This is a genomic window from Streptomyces lavendulae subsp. lavendulae (assembly GCF_002803845.1).
In the GTDB taxonomy this organism is placed as follows: Bacteria; Actinomycetota; Actinomycetes; order Streptomycetales; family Streptomycetaceae; genus Streptomyces; species Streptomyces lavendulae.
The window spans coordinates 4,598,864-4,614,662 of sequence record NZ_CP024985.1; the positions used below are offsets into that span (position 1 = coordinate 4,598,864).

The 15,799-nt window shown below is 72.6% G+C and carries 16 protein-coding genes; 5 read left to right on the plus strand and 11 right to left on the minus strand.

Annotated elements, in window-relative coordinates; genetic code table 11:
* Positions 1 to 210: 210 nt before the first annotated feature.
* On the plus strand, positions 211 to 696 hold the full coding sequence (locus tag SLAV_RS20275) for a hypothetical protein (protein WP_030228649.1): 486 nt from the start codon (positions 211 to 213) through the stop codon (positions 694 to 696).
* A 96-nt stretch (positions 697 to 792) separates the two neighbouring features.
* Here SLAV_RS20275 and SLAV_RS20280 read toward each other — a convergent pair whose 3' ends face one another.
* Positions 793 to 2,076: an adenylosuccinate synthase gene (locus tag SLAV_RS20280; protein ID WP_030228647.1), complete on the minus strand. Its 1,284-nt coding sequence runs from the start codon at positions 2,074 to 2,076 to the stop codon at positions 793 to 795.
* A gap of 184 nt (positions 2,077 to 2,260) precedes the next feature.
* Between SLAV_RS20280 and SLAV_RS20285 the strand changes: the two genes are divergently transcribed.
* Entirely contained in the window at positions 2,261 to 3,052 is a 792-nt protein-coding gene (locus SLAV_RS20285; RefSeq protein WP_037686878.1) for a diacylglycerol kinase family protein, read from the plus strand.
* 255 nt (positions 3,053 to 3,307) lie between these two features.
* Here the strand turns inward: SLAV_RS20285 and SLAV_RS20290 are convergent, their stop codons facing one another.
* Positions 3,308 to 3,787: a GbsR/MarR family transcriptional regulator gene (locus tag SLAV_RS20290; protein WP_051840640.1), complete on the minus strand. Its 480-nt coding sequence runs from the start codon at positions 3,785 to 3,787 to the stop codon at positions 3,308 to 3,310.
* A 75-nt stretch (positions 3,788 to 3,862) separates the two neighbouring features.
* Between SLAV_RS20290 and SLAV_RS20295 the strand changes: the two genes are divergently transcribed.
* Complete coding sequence (locus SLAV_RS20295) at positions 3,863 to 4,765, plus strand: ABC transporter ATP-binding protein (protein ID WP_030228643.1); 903 nt, start codon at positions 3,863 to 3,865, stop codon at positions 4,763 to 4,765.
* Positions 4,762 to 6,336 (plus strand): ABC transporter permease, encoded by a 1,575-nt coding sequence (locus SLAV_RS20300; protein ID WP_030228641.1) that lies wholly within the window; start codon positions 4,762 to 4,764, stop codon positions 6,334 to 6,336. Before SLAV_RS20295 ends, SLAV_RS20300 begins: the two co-directional genes overlap by 4 nt.
* A gap of 55 nt (positions 6,337 to 6,391) precedes the next feature.
* On the opposite strand, the gene SLAV_RS20305 is transcribed toward SLAV_RS20300, so the two are convergent.
* From SLAV_RS20305 to SLAV_RS20335, 7 genes are all read right to left on the minus strand, one after another.
* Positions 6,392 to 7,609: a cytochrome P450 gene (locus tag SLAV_RS20305; RefSeq protein ID WP_030228638.1), complete on the minus strand. Its 1,218-nt coding sequence runs from the start codon at positions 7,607 to 7,609 to the stop codon at positions 6,392 to 6,394.
* 75 nt (positions 7,610 to 7,684) lie between these two features.
* On the minus strand, positions 7,685 to 8,344 hold the full coding sequence (locus tag SLAV_RS20310; protein WP_030228635.1) for a response regulator: 660 nt from the start codon (positions 8,342 to 8,344) through the stop codon (positions 7,685 to 7,687).
* Positions 8,341 to 9,669 carry a sensor histidine kinase gene (locus tag SLAV_RS20315; protein ID WP_030228632.1) on the minus strand — a complete coding sequence of 443 codons (1,329 nt, stop codon included), beginning with the start codon at positions 9,667 to 9,669 and terminating at the stop codon, positions 8,341 to 8,343. The genes SLAV_RS20310 and SLAV_RS20315 overlap by 4 nt, the downstream gene beginning before the upstream one ends.
* Before the next feature lie 88 nt (positions 9,670 to 9,757).
* Positions 9,758 to 10,429: a response regulator gene (locus SLAV_RS20320; RefSeq protein WP_030228629.1), complete on the minus strand. Its 672-nt coding sequence runs from the start codon at positions 10,427 to 10,429 to the stop codon at positions 9,758 to 9,760.
* Positions 10,426 to 11,727 (minus strand): sensor histidine kinase, encoded by a 1,302-nt coding sequence (locus SLAV_RS20325; protein ID WP_234333517.1) that lies wholly within the window; start codon positions 11,725 to 11,727, stop codon positions 10,426 to 10,428. The genes SLAV_RS20320 and SLAV_RS20325 overlap by 4 nt, the downstream gene beginning before the upstream one ends.
* Before the next feature lie 10 nt (positions 11,728 to 11,737).
* A complete protein-coding gene (locus tag SLAV_RS20330) occupies positions 11,738 to 12,946 on the minus strand; it encodes an acyltransferase family protein (protein WP_037686872.1) in 1,209 nt (402 codons plus the stop codon).
* A complete protein-coding gene (locus SLAV_RS20335) occupies positions 12,939 to 13,958 on the minus strand; it encodes an alpha/beta hydrolase (protein ID WP_063760270.1) in 1,020 nt (339 codons plus the stop codon). The genes SLAV_RS20330 and SLAV_RS20335 overlap by 8 nt, the downstream gene beginning before the upstream one ends.
* A 234-nt stretch (positions 13,959 to 14,192) precedes the next feature.
* On the opposite strand from SLAV_RS20335, the gene SLAV_RS20340 reads away from it, so the two are divergent.
* Positions 14,193 to 14,672 (plus strand): HIT family protein, encoded by a 480-nt coding sequence (locus SLAV_RS20340; RefSeq protein ID WP_030228618.1) that lies wholly within the window; start codon positions 14,193 to 14,195, stop codon positions 14,670 to 14,672.
* Between the two features lie 44 nt (positions 14,673 to 14,716).
* Here SLAV_RS20340 and SLAV_RS20345 read toward each other — a convergent pair whose 3' ends face one another.
* Positions 14,717 to 15,340: a LysE family translocator gene (locus SLAV_RS20345; RefSeq protein WP_030228616.1), complete on the minus strand. Its 624-nt coding sequence runs from the start codon at positions 15,338 to 15,340 to the stop codon at positions 14,717 to 14,719.
* A 5-nt stretch (positions 15,341 to 15,345) separates the two neighbouring features.
* On the minus strand, positions 15,346 to 15,753 hold the full coding sequence (locus tag SLAV_RS20350) for a nuclear transport factor 2 family protein (protein WP_030228614.1): 408 nt from the start codon (positions 15,751 to 15,753) through the stop codon (positions 15,346 to 15,348).
* Positions 15,754 to 15,799 lie beyond the last annotated feature (46 nt).

The window sequence follows — 15,799 nt, forward strand, 5'->3', positions numbered from 1 at the left end:
GCGACACGTGCGGCCGCCCGGGGGACGATGGGGAACGGAAACGACGGCCACGTCCGGCGCTCCGGCGCCGCGGCCCCCGGACCGGCGCCGCGGCCCCCGCCGGACCGGTGCCGCGGGCCCCGCGGGGGCCGGCCCCCGTGCGCCGCGATGCCGTCCCGGATCTCGGAGTGCCCCGCGCCCTTCCCCTTCTCCCCTGTGGGAGGCAGCACCATGAACCGACGTACGCGCCTGATCCTGCTCACCCCCGTGATGGCGGGCTCCCTCGCCCTGGGTCCCACCGCCCTCGCCCTGGCCGCGGCCCCCTCGGCCGTTCCCGCCGCCACGTGTTCCCTGTCGGGCGTCCTGCCGGACGGCACGGTGAACATCTCCGGGGGCGGGTTCCAGCCGGGGCCCGCCTTCCTGGAGTCGTCCACGGGCGTCGGCGCCGGCTTCAGCATGAACCCGGACGGCACCTTCAACATCGCCAAGGCGAAGGACGGCCAGTACTCGGTCCGCCAGGGCTCGACGGTCACCAAGTGCAGCGGCGGTGGCGGCGGTACGACGACGCCCACGGGCACCACCCTCAAGGCCGGCATCGTGGCCGGCTGGGACGCGGTCAAGGCCGACTGCAAGGCGACGGCCCCACCCTCGGCCAACCAGCAGTTCAGCCAGGGCTGGAACAAGGGCGCCGCCGTGGCGAAGGAGGCCTTCTGCTGACGCGGAAGCGTTCGGGAAGGCCCCGTACGACCGAGCGGGGCAGCCGGCGGAGGTGCCGGCTGCCCCGCTCGGGGGTGGTGCGGGTGCTGCGGGTTCCTAGAGGAACGAGTTGATCTCGATCGTCTCGGTACGGCCGGGGCCGACGCCGATCGCGGAGATCGGGGCGCCCGACATCTCCTCCAGGGCCTTCACGTACGCCTGCGCGTTCTTCGGCAGGTCGGAGAAGGTCTTGGCCTTGGTGATGTCCTCGGACCAGCCCGGGAGGGTTTCGTAGATCGGCTTCGCGTGGTGGAAGTCGGTCTGCGAGTAGGGGAGCTCCTCGACGCGCTTGCCGTCGATCTCGTACGCGACGCAGACCGGGATCTCCTCCCAGCCGGTCAGCACGTCGAGCTTGGTGAGGAAGAAGTCCGTCAGGCCGTTGACGCGGGTCGCGTAGCGGGCGATCGGGGCGTCGAACCAGCCGCAGCGGCGGTCACGGCCGGTGGTCACACCGCGCTCGCCACCGATGCGGCGCAGGGCCTCGCCGTCCTCGTCGAACAGCTCCGTCGGGAACGGGCCGGCGCCGACGCGGGTCGTGTAGGCCTTGAGGATGCCGATGACGCGGCTGATCTTCGTCGGGCCCACGCCGGTGCCGGTGCAGGCGCCGCCGGCGGTCGGGTTCGAGGAGGTGACGAAGGGGTACGTGCCGTGGTCGACGTCGAGCAGGGTGCCCTGGCCGCCCTCGAAGAGCACGACCTTGTCCTCGTCCAGCGCGTTGTTCAGGATCAGGGTGGTGTCGGCGACGTAGCCCTTGATCTGGTCCGCGTACTGGAGCATCTCCTCCACGATCGCGCCGGCCTCGATGGCGCGGCGGTTGTAGAGCTTCGCGAGGAGCTGGTTCTTGCCCTCCAGCGCCGCTTCGACCTTCTGCGTGAGGATCGACTCGTCGTAGAGGTCCTGGACGCGGATGCCGACGCGGTTGATCTTGTCCGCGTAGGTCGGGCCGATGCCGCGGCCGGTCGTACCGATCTTGCGCTTGCCGAGGAAGCGCTCGCCGACCTTGTCGAGGGTGACGTTGTACGGCGTGATCAGGTGCGCGTTACCGCTGATCAGCAGCTTCGAGGTGTCGATGCCGCGCTCGTTCAGGCCGCGCAGCTCGGAGAGCAGGACGGCGGGGTCGACGACGACACCGTTGCCGATGACCGGGGTGCATCCGGGGGAGAGGATGCCGGAAGGGAGAAGGTGCAGCGCGTACTTCTGGTCGCCGACGACGACCGTGTGGCCGGCGTTGTTGCCACCCTGGTAGCGCACTACATAGTCAACGGATCCACCGAGCAGGTCGGTGGCCTTTCCCTTGCCCTCGTCACCCCACTGAGCTCCGAGCAGCACAAGAGCGGGCACAGGCGTACACCTCTTCCGGATGGGGCATGTCCAAGGTCAGGGGGCGTACGACGATGTACACCGCAGGCTGAGCCGTCGGACCGGTACCCCGGAATAGACGAAGGCCCTGGCGCAATAGCGCAAGGGCCTCTTGCACAAAGATGCTACCCGAGGAAGGACCGAGGTGTCGGCTCCAGAGCCCACCATGAGCCATGCGGGCGCGCCGGTCGGCGGCCTGCTCGTGCTCGTCGACCCGGTCGCCCGCCGTCTTGACGGCGAGTCCGTGCGAATCGCGAAGGATGTGTTGTCAGCGGGGGCGGCGGCGAAAATCTGCCTCCCCGATTCGCAGGAGGAATTTGCGCGGGCCCTCGCCCGCCGGGGTCATCGGCGGCCGGTGATCGTGGGCGACGACCGGGCGCTGGTCCGGGCCGTGGGGCTGCTGCACCGCGAGCGGGGGCCGGTGGACCGGGCTCTCTCGCTGGTTCCGGTGGGGCCCGCGGGGTCGCTGGGGCTGGCCCGCTCGCTCGGCGTGCCGCTGTCGGCGGTGCTCGGGGCGCGGGCGGCGCTGGACGGGGTCCCGCGGCCGCGGGACCTGCTGGTCGACGACAGCGACGGGGTGGTGCTGGGCGGGCTGCGGATCGCCGGTCCGCCGGCGGCCCGGCGCGGCGGGCCGTACCGCTCGCTGCTGCGGACCCTGCTGGCCGGCCCGGAGGCCGCGCCGCACCGGCTGAGGGTGGAGGTGCAGGTGGACGGGGTGGTGCTCGCCGACGTGGACCAGCCCGTGGAGGACGTGGCGGTGCGGACGGGGGAGCGGGGCGGGCCGGCCGAGGTGATCGTCCGGCTCGCCGGGGCCGCGCCGCTGACGGGGCGGGCCGAGGCGGTGACGGTGTCCGGGGCGGACTTCCGCTACCGGGCCGACCACGTCCTGACCGGCCCGGTCCGCCGCCGCACCTGGACCCGCCACCCGGCGGCCTGGGCCCTCACGCTGCCGCGCTGAGCCGGGCCGCGCTGAGCCGGGTCGCTCGCGCGTGCTGAGCGGGCCCCTCCCCGGAGGGGTCCCGTCAGCGGCCCGCCAGGTCGTTCGCGGCGGCTTCGATCAGGTCCGTCACCGGGCCCGTGGGCGGCGCCACCCCAGAATCCGTGGACCAGGACGATGGCGGGCTTGTCGGACATGGCTGGCCCTCCGGCAGGGGGTGGGGGTCCGTTGCCCCGTCCACGCCAGGGAGCCCCCATGTGTCCCCCGCCACCGCGGTCACGGCAGGTCGAGCGTGGCGCGGTGGGCGCGCCAGCGGTCCATCATGCCGAGCATCTCGCCCTGCAGGAACTCGAAGAACGCCGCCGTCTCCGCGATCCGCGCGCCCGCCGGGGAGCCCTCCCCGAGGCCTGCCGCGCCCTCGCGCAGGGTCTTCTCCCACAGGGTCAGGACCTGGTCCCGACGGGTGAAGGTCTCGTACCAGAGCTCGTTGTGCAGGACGTACCGGTCGCGGCGGGAGCCCGGTTCGCGCTCCCGGCTGACCATGTTGACCTGCGTCAGGTAGGCGACGGCGCCCGATACCGCCGCCGGACTGATCTGGAGCGCCTCGCCCAGTTCCGCGGAGGTCATCGACCCCCCGTCGCTCGCGAGCAGCCGCGCGAAGACCCGCGAGGCCATGCGTTGCATGCCCGCCTCCGTCAGCTGCGCGGCGAACCGCTCCACGAAGCGGGATACCGCTTCCTCGTCCCGTACATCCATCGCATCCGCCACCCCTCAGACTTTACGTGATTCCCGAGCTTCACAATTTTGTGAAAGTAGCGTACGTTCAGAAACATGACGAAGGCAATCAGCGTCGCCGGTCTCCACAAGGCGTTCGGCCGCACCCACGCACTGGACGGACTCGACCTCGACGTCACCGCGGGCGAGGTCCACGGATTCCTCGGCCCCAACGGCGCCGGGAAGTCCACCACCATCCGGGTCCTGCTCGGCCTGCTGCGCGCCGATGCCGGGACCGTCAGCCTCCTCGGTGGCGACGCGTGGGCCGACGCGGTGGCGCTGCACCGCCGCATCGCCTACGTCCCCGGTGACGTCACCCTGTGGCGCAACCTCTCCGGGGGCGAGGTCATCGACCTCTACGGCCGGCTCCGCGGCGGCCTCGACCGGGCCCGGCGCACCGAACTGCTGGAGCGGTTCGAACTCGACCCGACCAAGAAGGGCCGTACGTACTCCAAGGGCAACCGTCAGAAGGTCGCCCTGGTCGCCGCCTTCGCTTCGGACGTCGAGCTGCTGATCCTCGACGAGCCCACCTCCGGCCTGGACCCGCTGATGGAGGAGGTCTTCCAGAGCTGCGTCGCCGAGGCCCGTGACGCCGGACGCACCATCCTCCTCAGCAGCCACATCCTCAGCGAGGTGGAGACCCTCTGCGACCGCGTCAGCATCATCCGCGCCGGCCGCACCGTGGAGACCGGCACCCTCGCCGAACTGCGCCACCTCACCCGTACGTCGATCAGGGCCGAGCTCGCCGGACCGCCGAACGGCATCGCGCACCTGCCCGGCGTGTACGACGTCGACGTGCGCGGCCTGAAGGTCAGCCTCCAGGCCGACACCGACAAGCTGGACGCCGTGCTGCGCTCGCTCACCGCCTCGGGCGTGCGGTCGCTGACCTCGACCCCGCCCACCCTCGAAGAGCTCTTCCTCCGCCACTACACGACCGCTGACGAGGCGAACGCACGATGAACCGACAACTGGCGGGCACCGGTGCGCTGCTCCGGCTGGCCCTGCGCCGCGACCGCGTGATGATGCCGGTGTGGGTGCTCGTCACCGGCCTGCTGGTGGCGAGCATGCCCGGTTCACTCGAAAAGGTGTACGGCACCGCCGCCGAACGTGCCGAGCTCGCCTCCTCGATGAACGCCAACGGCTCCATGCGCGCCCTGTACGGGCCGGTCTTCGGCGACTCCCTGGGCGCGCTGACCTCCTGGCGCATGGGCGTCTACGGCGCCGTCCTCGCCGCCGTGATGAGCCTGATCATCGTCATCCGGCACACCCGCGAGGAGGAGGAGACGGGCCGCCAGGAAATGCTCTCCGCCGCCATGGTGGGCCGCCGGGCCCCGCTGACCGCGGCGCTGCTCGCCGCCCTCGTCGCCAACGCGTGCGTGGTCCTGATCGTCGTGGGCGGACTCGCGGGGCAGGGCGGGCCCGGCGCCCTCGCGCTCGGCCTGGCCATCGGCGGCGCCGGTCTGCTGTTCGCGGGGATCGCGGCCGTCGCCGCCCAGCTCACCGAGAGCGCCCGGGCGGCCAAAGGGCTCACCTCCGCGGTCCTCGGCGCCGCCTTCGTGCTGAAGGCCGCCGGCGACGCCGGTACGCCGGCGGGCGCGTGCGCCCTGACCTGGATCTCCCCGCTCGGCTGGCTGGAGAACGCCCGCGCCTTCGCCGGCGAACGCTGGTGGGTGCTCCTCCTGCTCGTCGCCGGGGTGGCGCTCGCGACGGGGGCCGCGTACCTGCTGTCGGGCCGCCGGGACCTGGGCATGGGCTTCCTGCCCGCCCGTCCCGGACCGGCCGAGGGCCGGCTCGGTACGGCCGGGGCGCTGGCCTGGCGGCTCCAGCGCGGCAGCCTCGTCGGCTGGGGCGCGGCCTTCCTGGTCGCCGGGCTCGTCTTCGGCGGCATGGCGGACGGCGCCGCCGACGTGGTCGGCGGCAACGAGAAGACCCGTCGGATCATCGAGCGGATGGGCGGGCAGAGCGGGCTCACCGACGCCTTCCTCGCCGCGATGGCCGGACTGTTCGGCATGATCGCCGCGCTCTACGTGGTCTCCTCCGTACTGCGCCTGAGCGGCGAGGAGAGCGCGCAGCGCGCCGAACCGCTGCTCTCGAACGCCGTCGGGCGGCTGCGCTGGGCCGGTGGTCACCTCGCCGTCGCGTTCGGCGGCTCGGCCGTGATCCTGCTGCTGGCCGGGCTCGGACTGGGCATCGGGCACGGCCGGGACCTGGGTACGACCGTGGGCGCCAGCCTCGCGCAGCTCCCGGCGGTGTGGCTGCTCGGGGCCCTGGCGGCCCTGCTGTACGGCGCGCTCCCGAAGTACGCGGTCGCCGGCTGGGCCGTCGCCGGAGTCGCCCTGGCCCTCGGCTGGATCGGCCCGGCGCTCGACCTCCCGCAGTCGGTCATGAACGTCTCGCCCTTCACCCACCTGCCCAAGCTCCCCGGGCCGGAGGCCCTCGACTGGGCCCCGCTGCTGACCCTGACCGTCCTCGCGGCGGCGCTGGTCGCGGCCGGACTGGGCGCGCTGCGGCGCCGGGACCTGGTGGCGTAGCGGCGGGCGCAGACGTCGACAGGAGCCCGGGGCCATGGGCCCCGGGCTCCTGTCGTCAGAACTCCACGAGCAGTTCGCGCAGGCCCCGGATGACGTAGCCGTCCCCCCACCGCGGCTCTTCGACCAGGCGCAACGGCGGGAGCGCCGGGTCCAGCAGGGCGCCGAAGGAGGCCGCGAGCTCCAGCCGGGCCAGGGGCGCCCCCAGGCAGTAGTGGATCCCGGCGCCGAAGGTCAGGTGCGGGTTGTCGGTGCGGGAGAGGTCCAGCACGTCGGGGTTCTCGAAGCGGGCCGGATCCCGGTTCGCGGAACCGAACAGAAGTGCGATTTCGGAGCCGCGGGGGATCGGGACGTCCCCGATCAGGATGTCGTCGAGCACCCAGCGCTCGAACATCTGGAGCGGCGTGTCGTAACGCATGAGTTCATCCACAGCTGTGGACAACTTTTCGGGATCCGCGGTTTCCGGGTCCGCGCGCAGCCACGCGAGCTGCTCGGGATTGCGGAACAGGGCCCACCAGCCGTTCACCGTCGTGTTGACGGTCGCCTCGTGTCCGGCGTTCAGCAGAAGGACGCAGGTGGAGATCATCTCCTGCTCGCTGAGCCGGCCCTCCTCATCGTGGGCGGCGATCAGACCGGAGATCAAATCCGCGCCGGGCCGCTTGCGCCGCTCACCGATCAACTCCCGCAGGTACGCGCTGAACTCCACGCTCGCAGTCACCGCGCGCCGGGCCGTCTCCGGGTCCGGCCGGAGCTCGAACATCCCGCAGATGTCCGCCGACCAGGGCCGCAACAGCCCCCGGTCCGCCTCCGGGACACCCAGCAGCTCCGCGATCACCGCCACCGGCAGCGGTTCGGCGACAGCGGTCAGCAGGTCCCCGCCCCCCTCCCGGCGCAGCCCGTCCGCCAACTCCCGGGCCAGCCGCTCCACCGAGGGCGCGAGCCGTTCGACGGTGCGCGGGGTGAAGGCCTTCGCCACCAGCCGCCGCACCCGCGCGTGTGCGGGATCCTCCAGATCCAGCAGGCCGTTCCCGTTGAGCACGTGGAAGGGCTCGTGTTCCGGCGGCGGCGCCTGCCGCCCGAACTCCTCGTGGCTGAAGCGGTGCAGATAGGTCCGCCCCAGCCGCCGGTCCCGCAACAGGGCGCTCACATCGGCGTAGTGCGGCACCAGCCACTGACCGGTCGCCTGCGACCACACGGCCCGCCCCTGCTCCCGCAGCTCCCGGTAGGCGGGGTACGGATCGGCGACGAACTCGGCATCCCACGGATCAAAGCCCATCCCCGCAGACTAGCCCCGCCCCACCAAGATCCCCCGAACCCGCCCCGTCCCGGAACCAGCCCGCCAGGGCCTTCGCTAAGCCGGTGTCACCAGCCGTGTCTCGTAGGCGAACACCGCCGCCTGCGTCCGGTCCCGCAGGCCCAGTTTCACCAGGATCCGGCTCACGTGCGTCTTGATCGTGGACTCCGCGACCACCAGCCGGTCCGCTATCTCCCCGTTGGACAGTCCCTGCGCGATCAGCACCAGCACCTCCGTCTCCCGCTCCGTCAGCTCCGCCACCCCCACCGGATCGACGGTCCGCGGAGTCTGCGCCAGCTTCGAGAACTCCACGATCAGCCGCTTCGTCACCGAAGGGGCCAGCAGCGCCTCCCCGGCCGCCACCACCCGCACCCCTTCCGCCAGCTGACGGGCCGACGCGTCCTTCAACAGGAACCCCGAAGCCCCCGCCCGCAGCGCCTGGTACACGTACTCGTCGAGGTCGAAGGTCGTCAGGACCAGCACCTTCGCGTCCGCGTCGGCCGCCACGATCTGCCGGGTGGCCTCCAGGCCGTTCATCTCGGGCATCCGGATGTCCATCAGCACCACGTCCGGCCGCAGGGCCGCCACCTGCGCGATGGCCTGCCGGCCGTCGACGGCCTCGCCGACGACCTCGATGCCCTCCATCGCGTTCAGCAGGACGGAGAAGCCCTCGCGGACCATCATCTGGTCGTCGACGATCAGCACTCTGATCGTCATGCCGGGTCCTCCTCCGGCTGCGGTCGGCTGCGCACCGGTATGAACACCGCCACCTCGTACCCGCCCGAAGGGCTCTCCCCGGCCGTCATCTCGCCTTCCAGCATGGCCACCCGCTCCCGCATCCCGGTGATCCCGTGCCCGGCCCCCGGCGAAGGCGGCACGTCCCCGACGGCCGGGCCGTTGACGACCCGTATCCCCAGACCGCCCAGCACGTACGACACCTCGACCTCCGCCGCCGATCCCGGCGCGTGCCGCAGGCTGTTGCTCAGGGCCTCCTGGATGATCCGGTATGCCGACAGCTCCACTCCCTGCGGCAGTTCGCGCACCGCACCCGTGACGGTCTTCTCCACGCTCAGCCCGGCCTCCCGCACATTGGTGAGCAGCCCGTCCAGCGAGGCCAGCGTCGGCTGCGGGGTGTCGGGCGCCTCGTAGTCCGCGGACCGCACCACACCCAGCACCCGGCGCAGCTCCGTGAGGGCCGCCACCGCGTTCTCCCGGATGGTGACGAACGCCGCCTCAAGCTCCGGCGGCGGGTTCTTCACCCGGTACGGGGCCGCCTCCGCCTGGATCGCCACCACCGACATGTGGTGCGCGACCACGTCGTGCAGCTCCCGCGCGATGGTCGTCCGCTCCTCCAGCAGCGTCCGCCGGTCCCGCTCGAAGGCCGTCACCTCCAGCACGGCCGTGACCTCCTGCCTCGCCTCCCGGCGGGTGTTGCGCACCGTCACCAGCAGCAGCCCCACGGCCGAGGCGAAGGCCATCGGCGCGATGCTGCCCGCACGATCCGCGCCGAACAGGATCTGCAGGGCCGTCCCGAACAGCACGGTGATGACCCACATCCAGCCGGACACCCGGGGCTTGGTCCGCAGTCCGACGAAGACCATCACGGCGAGGTAGGCGACGAAGGTGCCCGGGGACCAGGGCCAGGTGAAGATCCGGTCCTGCAGCACCGAGAGCACGACCGTGGCCGCCAGCGCCGCCCAGAAGGCCCCCATGGGCCGTACCAGGGTCATCAGCACCGGCGCCGCGGCGACCAGTCCCGCCAGGGTGAGCGGGGCCGGCGACATGCCGACCGTCCCAGTGGTACTCGCCAGCAGGACCACGAAGAACGCCGTCACCACCACCGCCGCGTGCGGCAGATAGGCGGCCCGGTACCGTATCCGCTCCGGCAGGCGGCGGACGATCGGCCCGTCGGTCCGCATCGGGGCCAGCGGACGGTAGGCGAAGGCATCCGTGAGCATGTCGTCACGCAGGCTCTGCATCAAGCCCGAGGCCAGCCTCAGTTCGGGCGGTCGGGGAGTGGCCCCCGTGGTCGTCTGGGTCATGCTCAAACCGTAGGCCGCGTCCCCCGTGGTCCGCGTCGGCGCCGAAGGGGATTTCCGGGGGTCCCCCGCAAGTACTACGCGGCCCTCCTCAGTAGCCCGCCGGACGGACCAGACCCGTCTCGTACGCGAACACCGCGGCCTGCGTCCGGTCACGCAGACCCAGCTTCACCAGGATCCGGCTCACATGGGTCTTCACCGTCTGCTCGGCCACGGTCAGATGCCCGGCGATCTCCGCGTTGGACAGCCCCTGGGCGATCAGCGACAGCACCTCCGTCTCCCGCTCCGTCAGCTCGTCGATCCGAGCCCTGGACGGCGCCCGCGGGGCCCCCATCCGGGAGAACTCGGTGATCAGCCGCTTCGTGATGTTCGGCGACAGCAGGGCCTCGCCGGCGGCCACGACCCGCACCGCCTCTGCGAGCTGGTCCGCCGAGGCGTCCTTCAGCAGGAAGCCGGAGGCGCCCGCGCGCAGCGCCTCGTACACGTACTCGTCGAGGTCGAAGGTGGTCAGCACCAGCACCTTCACCGTCGACTCCGGCACACCGGTGATGATCGAGGTGGCCTCGATGCCGCCCATGCCGGGCATGCGGATGTCCATCAGCACCACGTCCGGCCCCAGTTCGGCGACCTTCGCCACCGCGTCGGCGCCGTCCACGGCCTGCCCGACCACCTCTATGTCGGGCTGCGCGTTCAGGAGGACGGTGAAGCCCTGCCGGACCATCATCTGGTCGTCGGCGATCATCACCTTGATCGGAGTGCTCATGCGTCCTTCTTCGTCTCGGAGGAGCCGCCCGGCGGGTCCATGGGCAGGACCGCGCTCACCTCGTATCCGCCACCGGGACGAGGCCCGGCGGCCAGCTCGCCCCCCAGCATGCCCGCCCGTTCCCGCATGCCGAGCAGCCCGTGCCCGGCACCGACCGACGGCGGGGCGGCCCGCGAGGGCGCCGAGTTCGAGACGCACAGGTGCAGTTCGCGCGGCCCGTAGGCGATCCCGACCTCGACCCGCGAACCGGGGGCGTGCCGAAGGCAGTTGCTCAGCGCCTCCTGGACGATCCGGTACGCGGTCAGCTCGACTCCCGGCGCCAGCGGCCGCCGTATCCCCGCCACCTCGGTGACGACGTCCAGCCCGGCCCCCCGCACGTTGTCCACGAGGCCGTCCAGCTCCGCGAGGGTGGGCTGCGGATGCTGCGGCGCCGCGGGATCACCGGGCTGCTCGGACCGCAGCACCCCCAGGACCCGGCGCAGCTCCGTCAGGGCCTCCAGGGCGTTCTCCCGGATCCCGGCGAGGTTCTCCTTCAACTCCTCGGACGGGTTCTCCACCAGGTGCGGGGCGACCTGGGCCTGGATGGAGATCACCGACATGTGATGGGCCACCACGTCGTGCAGCTCGCGGGCGATCCGGCTGCGTTCCTCCAGCAGGGTCCGCCGGGCCCGTTCCTCCTCGGTCAGGGTCTCCTGGACGACGAGCTGCCCCCGGGCCAGCCGCACCGCGCGCAGCGAGTACCCCAGGAGTCCCACGATGCCGAAGACCAGGCTGGACGTGAAGAAGCTGGTGGTGCTGTGCTCCGGTTTGGCGAGCAGCTCGGCCGCCGCCGAGAGGCCGACGGGGACGGTGACGACCGCGACGGTGGTCCGCGGCGGCACGCGCAGGGCGGCCAGCAGGATCAAGGGGGCGAGGGCGAAGAACCCGGCGGGCATCCAGGGCCAGGACTGGCCCTGCCCCACCTCGGAGTGGATCGTCCAGGCGATCAGGCCCGCCGCGAGCAGGCCCAGCCACCAGGCGGCGATCGGGCGTGACAGCGCCACCGCGACGGGCACCCCGGACATGAGGGCCAGCACCAGCGAGGGCCCGCCGGTGACGTGGTAGTGCGACAGCTGCTCGTTGGTGAGGAAGCAGAAGAGCACGGCCAGGTAGAGCACCACCGCGTGCGGCAGCCGGGCCAGCCACCGGGGCCTGGACATCCGAGGGAGCGGATCCCGCCGCAGGGTCAACAGCTCATCGACCACAAGGCTTTTGGCGAGGAGGGCGGTGTCCGCCCGGGGCGCGTGCTGTTCGGTCACGCGGATCAGCCTAAACACGGCCGACCTCCTCCAAGCGGGCCGTCCCGGGCACCCGGACCCGCGGTGCCGCCGAGATCACGGCCGTGCGCGGGGTGCGGGCGGCCCGGGGCTGCTCGTGGACGCGGAAGGCGGACCAGCAGACGGTCAGGGCGGCCGCGAACACCGGCAGCCACAGCAGCCGCGCGACGATCCAGCCGGCCGAGCCGGGCGCGGTGTGCAGCCCGGGCAGTTCGGTGGAGAACAGCAGACCGACAGCGGTCACGGACATCATCGCGGTCTGGTGCCACAGGAAGACGGTCATCGCGGACAGGTTCAGCAGTGCCACCTTCGCCCAGGTCCGGGGCCGTTCCATGACCCGGGCCAGCGGTCCGCGCACCAGCAGGGCCAGCCCGCACTGGGCCAGGCCGAAGGCGACGGCGGCCAGGGTCGGCGGGTTCAGGTTCGACACGGCAGCCCCCGGGACCCCCACCATGGAGGCCGGGTACCCGCCCCAGAGGATCAGCGCGGCGGTGGCGGCCGCACCCCCGGCCAGCAGGAACAGCGACTGCCGGCGCCGGGAGAACGCGCCCCGGGACCAGGCCGCGCCCAGGGTGAAGGGGACGAGCCAGCCCGCGGCGACATTGACCCAGCCGATCCACTCCGGGCCGCCGAGGCCGAACCGCCACACGTCCACCCCGGCCACCACGGCCAGCGGCCACAGCGGACTGATCCGGGCGACGAGCGGGGTCGCCGCGGTGAGCGCCGCGAACACCAGCAGGAACCACAGGGGCGACCACACCAGCTTGAGCAGCGTGCGCACGGTCTCCGGCTCGGCGCCGCCCACCAGCAGCCCTCCCGCCACGACGGCCCACAGCGTCAGCACCGCGGCCACCGGCCGGAACAGCCGCCCGAGGCGCTGCCCGACCCAGGCGCCGTACGAGACCCCGCGGGCCCTCGCCGCGGCGTGGCCCTGGTCGGCGACATGGCCGCCGACCAGGAAGAACACGGCCAGGGTCTGGAACACCCAGGACACCGGGGCCAGCCAGGGCATGGCGGCCAGCGGGCTCGCCCCGTGCAGGCTGCCGTCGGTGACGGTCAGGGCGGTGACCAGCCAGTGGCCCAGCACCACCCCGAGGATCGCGAAGGCCCGCAGGGCGTCCACGGACCGGTCCCGGTGGGCCGGGGTCGCGCTGTCGACGCGGTCCGCGAGGGCGGACCAGCGGGTGCGGAGCTCACGCATGCGAGGCCTCCCGGCGGACGGAGGGGACGGCGGGGCCGGGGCCGGTGAGGTCATCGGAGCCGGAGCCGGAGCCGGAGCCGGTCGCGCCGATGACGATGCGGGCCAGGCTCTCCAGGGACTCCGTGCCGGGCCTGAGGTAGTCGCTGTGTCCGGCGGAGCCCGCGGCGAAGCGCCGGGCACCGAAGGCGGGATCCACCGGGTCGGTACCGAAGCCGAGACCCGCGAAGCGGACATGGGGCACCCCGCTGATCCAGTCCTCGCTGCCCCGGCCGGCCCACACCCGGGCCCCGGTCGGCATCCGGCCGGCGGACGGGATCCCCGTGCCGGGACTCCCGTAGAGGACGACATCGCTCACGCGGGGTCCCGTCCGCGTCCGGGCGCAGACCACCGAGCCGTACGAGTGGCACAGCAGCGAGATCCGGGCGTCGGCGCCGGTCATCTCCCCCAACCGGTCCAGGAACGGCCCCAGCTCGGCGGCGGCCTCCTCGGCGCGGGCGGCCGTCAGGACCGTGGTGCTGACCGTCCCCGGGGTGTCGTACCCCAGCCACGCGATCACCGCGGAGCGCGGATGCTCCCGCTGGAGCCGCTGCTGGAGTGAGCGCGCACCGTCACGGAAGCGCTGATAGGTGTCCAGCGTCGTGTCCGAGCCGGGCACCAGGACGGCGATCCGGTCGGCGGTGCCCAGATCGCCCAGCACCTCTATGGCGCGCCCCTTGCCTCTGCCGTCGAAGGTCAGGAACTGCGCTCCGCCCGCCTGCCCCGGGGCGGCGGCAGCCATCGTCCGCAGCTTCTCGGCGCGGCCGGTCCGCCCCGCGTCCCCGGCCATGCGCGAGGCCTCTCCCATCACGGCGAGGTTCGCCGCGTACCGGCTCTGCGCCGTCGCGGACGCGGCGAAGGCCGCCGGGGCGGGCGCGGGAACCTTCGGCGAGGCGGCCGCGGACACGGGGACCACGACGGCCGTGGCGACGAGGCCGGCCAGCAGAGTGCGGCGGATGCGGCTGCCCATGGTCATGGCGTGTCCTTCTTCCCTGACTTCACCCGGAAGAGCGGGCAATCACCCGCTCTCCCAACGAAGTTAGGAATCAGCGCCCCTGGTCGGCGTCCCGCTCCGGAGCGGCCTTTCCACGTAGCTCTCAGGTATGACGGGCACTACCTCAGAGCCAGCCCGGCGACCTCCCCCCCACCAGCGGCCGACCCCGGTCGGCCCCCAAGGGCCCTTGTCCACCGCTGCGTTAGGGTCCGTCCAATGAACGAGAACGACTGGAAACAGGACCGCATCGGCAGCGCGCACCGGGGCGAGAACCCCACCGTCCTGCGCCGCCTCGACTCGGGGTTCGCGGCCATCGGGGACCGGCAGTTCCTGCCCGGCTACTCGGTCCTGCTGACCGACGACCCGGCCGTGACCCGGCTTTCCGAGCTGTCCCGGTCCCGCCGCATCGCCTACCTCACCGACCTGGAGCGCCTCGCCGAGGCCGTCGAACGCGCCTGCGCCCGCCTCGACCCGGCCTTCCGCCGCGTGAACATCGAGATCCTGGGCAACACCGATCCCTACCTCCACGCCCACATCTGGCCCCGCTACGACTGGGAGCCCGCCGACCTGGTCCGGATGCCGGTCTGGCTCTACGAGGACGAGGAGTGCTGGCGCGGCGAGCGCCACGCCCTGGCGCCCCGCCACGACGGGCTGCGCACCGCCATCGCCGAGGAGCTGGAAGCCCTCCTCGGGTAGCGGTGCCCCTCCCTCTGCAGAGCTACGCCGGAGTCACGCCGGAGCTATGCCGCCGACGTCGCCACGCGCACCCCGAAGCCGATCAGCACGACCCCCGTCACCCGGTCCATCGCCCGGCGGACACGCGGGCGCGTGAAGAACCGCCGGGCGTGCGACAGGACGTAGACGTACGCGCTCAGCCAGAGCAGCGTCAGCAGCACGTGCACCAGGACGAGGAGCGCCATCCCCGCCGCAGGGCGCAGGCCCTGCGGCGCGAGGGTGGGCAGCAGCCCGGTGTAGAACACGGCGATCTTGGGATTGAGCGCGTTGGAGACCAGACCGGTCCGCCAGGCGCTCCCGCTCCCGCCGTCGCTCCCGGCCCCGTCGGGGTCCCCCTCCGGCCCGCCCCCCGGGCGGCGCAGGGACTGGACGCCGAGGAAGCACAGGTACGCCGCGCCCGCGAGCTTGACCACCAGGTAGACCTCGGCCGACGCGGCGAGCAGCGCGGCGAGACCGGCCACGGTCAGGGCGCCCCAGAGCAGCAGCCCGGCGGCGATCCCACCGACGGTGCGCAGCCCGTCGGCCCGCCCCCGGGAGACGGCCCGCCGGGTGACGATGGCCATGTCGGGGCCGGGGACAAGGGTGAGCAGGGCCAAGACGCCGGTAGCCGCGGCGAGTTGCGTGAGCACAGGGCTCAGTCTGCCACCAGTGGTTCGACGTAAACGGCCCTCCAGCGGGGCGCAGGGTCCTGTCCAGGGCTGGTCCAGTACTCCCGCGCGCCGACGATCTCCCCGTCGCGCACGGTCCACAGGGAAACGGCCCGGTAGACGACGTGCTCCTCAGGTATCTCCACCTCGGTGACGACGAGGTCCCCGTCCGCGAGGATGCGCAGCACCTCGACCGCCCCGAGGGGCCTCTCGTCGTCCTCGGACTCCTCCCCCTCGTCGCGGAGCACGGCGACGAAGTTGGCCCTGCCGACGATCCGCTCGCCGCTGACCGGCCACTCGATGACCGCGTCCTCGGCGACGAGCGCGGCCACACCGTCCCAGTCGCGTGCCTCGATCCGCTCCCACAGATGTGCCACTACCTTCAACGGCTCCATGTGCCGCAGTCTGCGATGGGCTCCTCGTACGCAACAAGCTTTGCTT

Coding starts and splice junctions, on each gene's coding strand:
- SLAV_RS20275 (WP_030228649.1), top strand. CDS start 211: ATGAACCGACGTACGCGCCTGATCCTGCTCACCCCCGTGATGGCGGGC.
- SLAV_RS20335 (WP_063760270.1), bottom strand. CDS start 13,958: ATGACCATGGGCAGCCGCATCCGCCGCACTCTGCTGGCCGGCCTCGTC.
- SLAV_RS20350 (WP_030228614.1), bottom strand. CDS start 15,753: ATGGAGCCGTTGAAGGTAGTGGCACATCTGTGGGAGCGGATCGAGGCA.
- SLAV_RS20305 (WP_030228638.1), bottom strand. CDS start 7,609: ATGGGCTTTGATCCGTGGGATGCCGAGTTCGTCGCCGATCCGTACCCC.
- SLAV_RS20320 (WP_030228629.1), bottom strand. CDS start 10,429: ATGAGCACTCCGATCAAGGTGATGATCGCCGACGACCAGATGATGGTC.
- SLAV_RS20285 (WP_037686878.1), top strand. CDS start 2,261: ATGAGCCATGCGGGCGCGCCGGTCGGCGGCCTGCTCGTGCTCGTCGAC.
- SLAV_RS20290 (WP_051840640.1), bottom strand. CDS start 3,787: ATGGATGTACGGGACGAGGAAGCGGTATCCCGCTTCGTGGAGCGGTTC.
- SLAV_RS20340 (WP_030228618.1), top strand. CDS start 14,193: ATGAACGAGAACGACTGGAAACAGGACCGCATCGGCAGCGCGCACCGG.
- SLAV_RS20295 (WP_030228643.1), top strand. CDS start 3,863: ATGACGAAGGCAATCAGCGTCGCCGGTCTCCACAAGGCGTTCGGCCGC.
- SLAV_RS20330 (WP_037686872.1), bottom strand. CDS start 12,946: ATGCGTGAGCTCCGCACCCGCTGGTCCGCCCTCGCGGACCGCGTCGAC.
- SLAV_RS20310 (WP_030228635.1), bottom strand. CDS start 8,344: ATGACGATCAGAGTGCTGATCGTCGACGACCAGATGATGGTCCGCGAG.
- SLAV_RS20300 (WP_030228641.1), top strand. CDS start 4,762: ATGAACCGACAACTGGCGGGCACCGGTGCGCTGCTCCGGCTGGCCCTG.
- SLAV_RS20315 (WP_030228632.1), bottom strand. CDS start 9,669: ATGACCCAGACGACCACGGGGGCCACTCCCCGACCGCCCGAACTGAGG.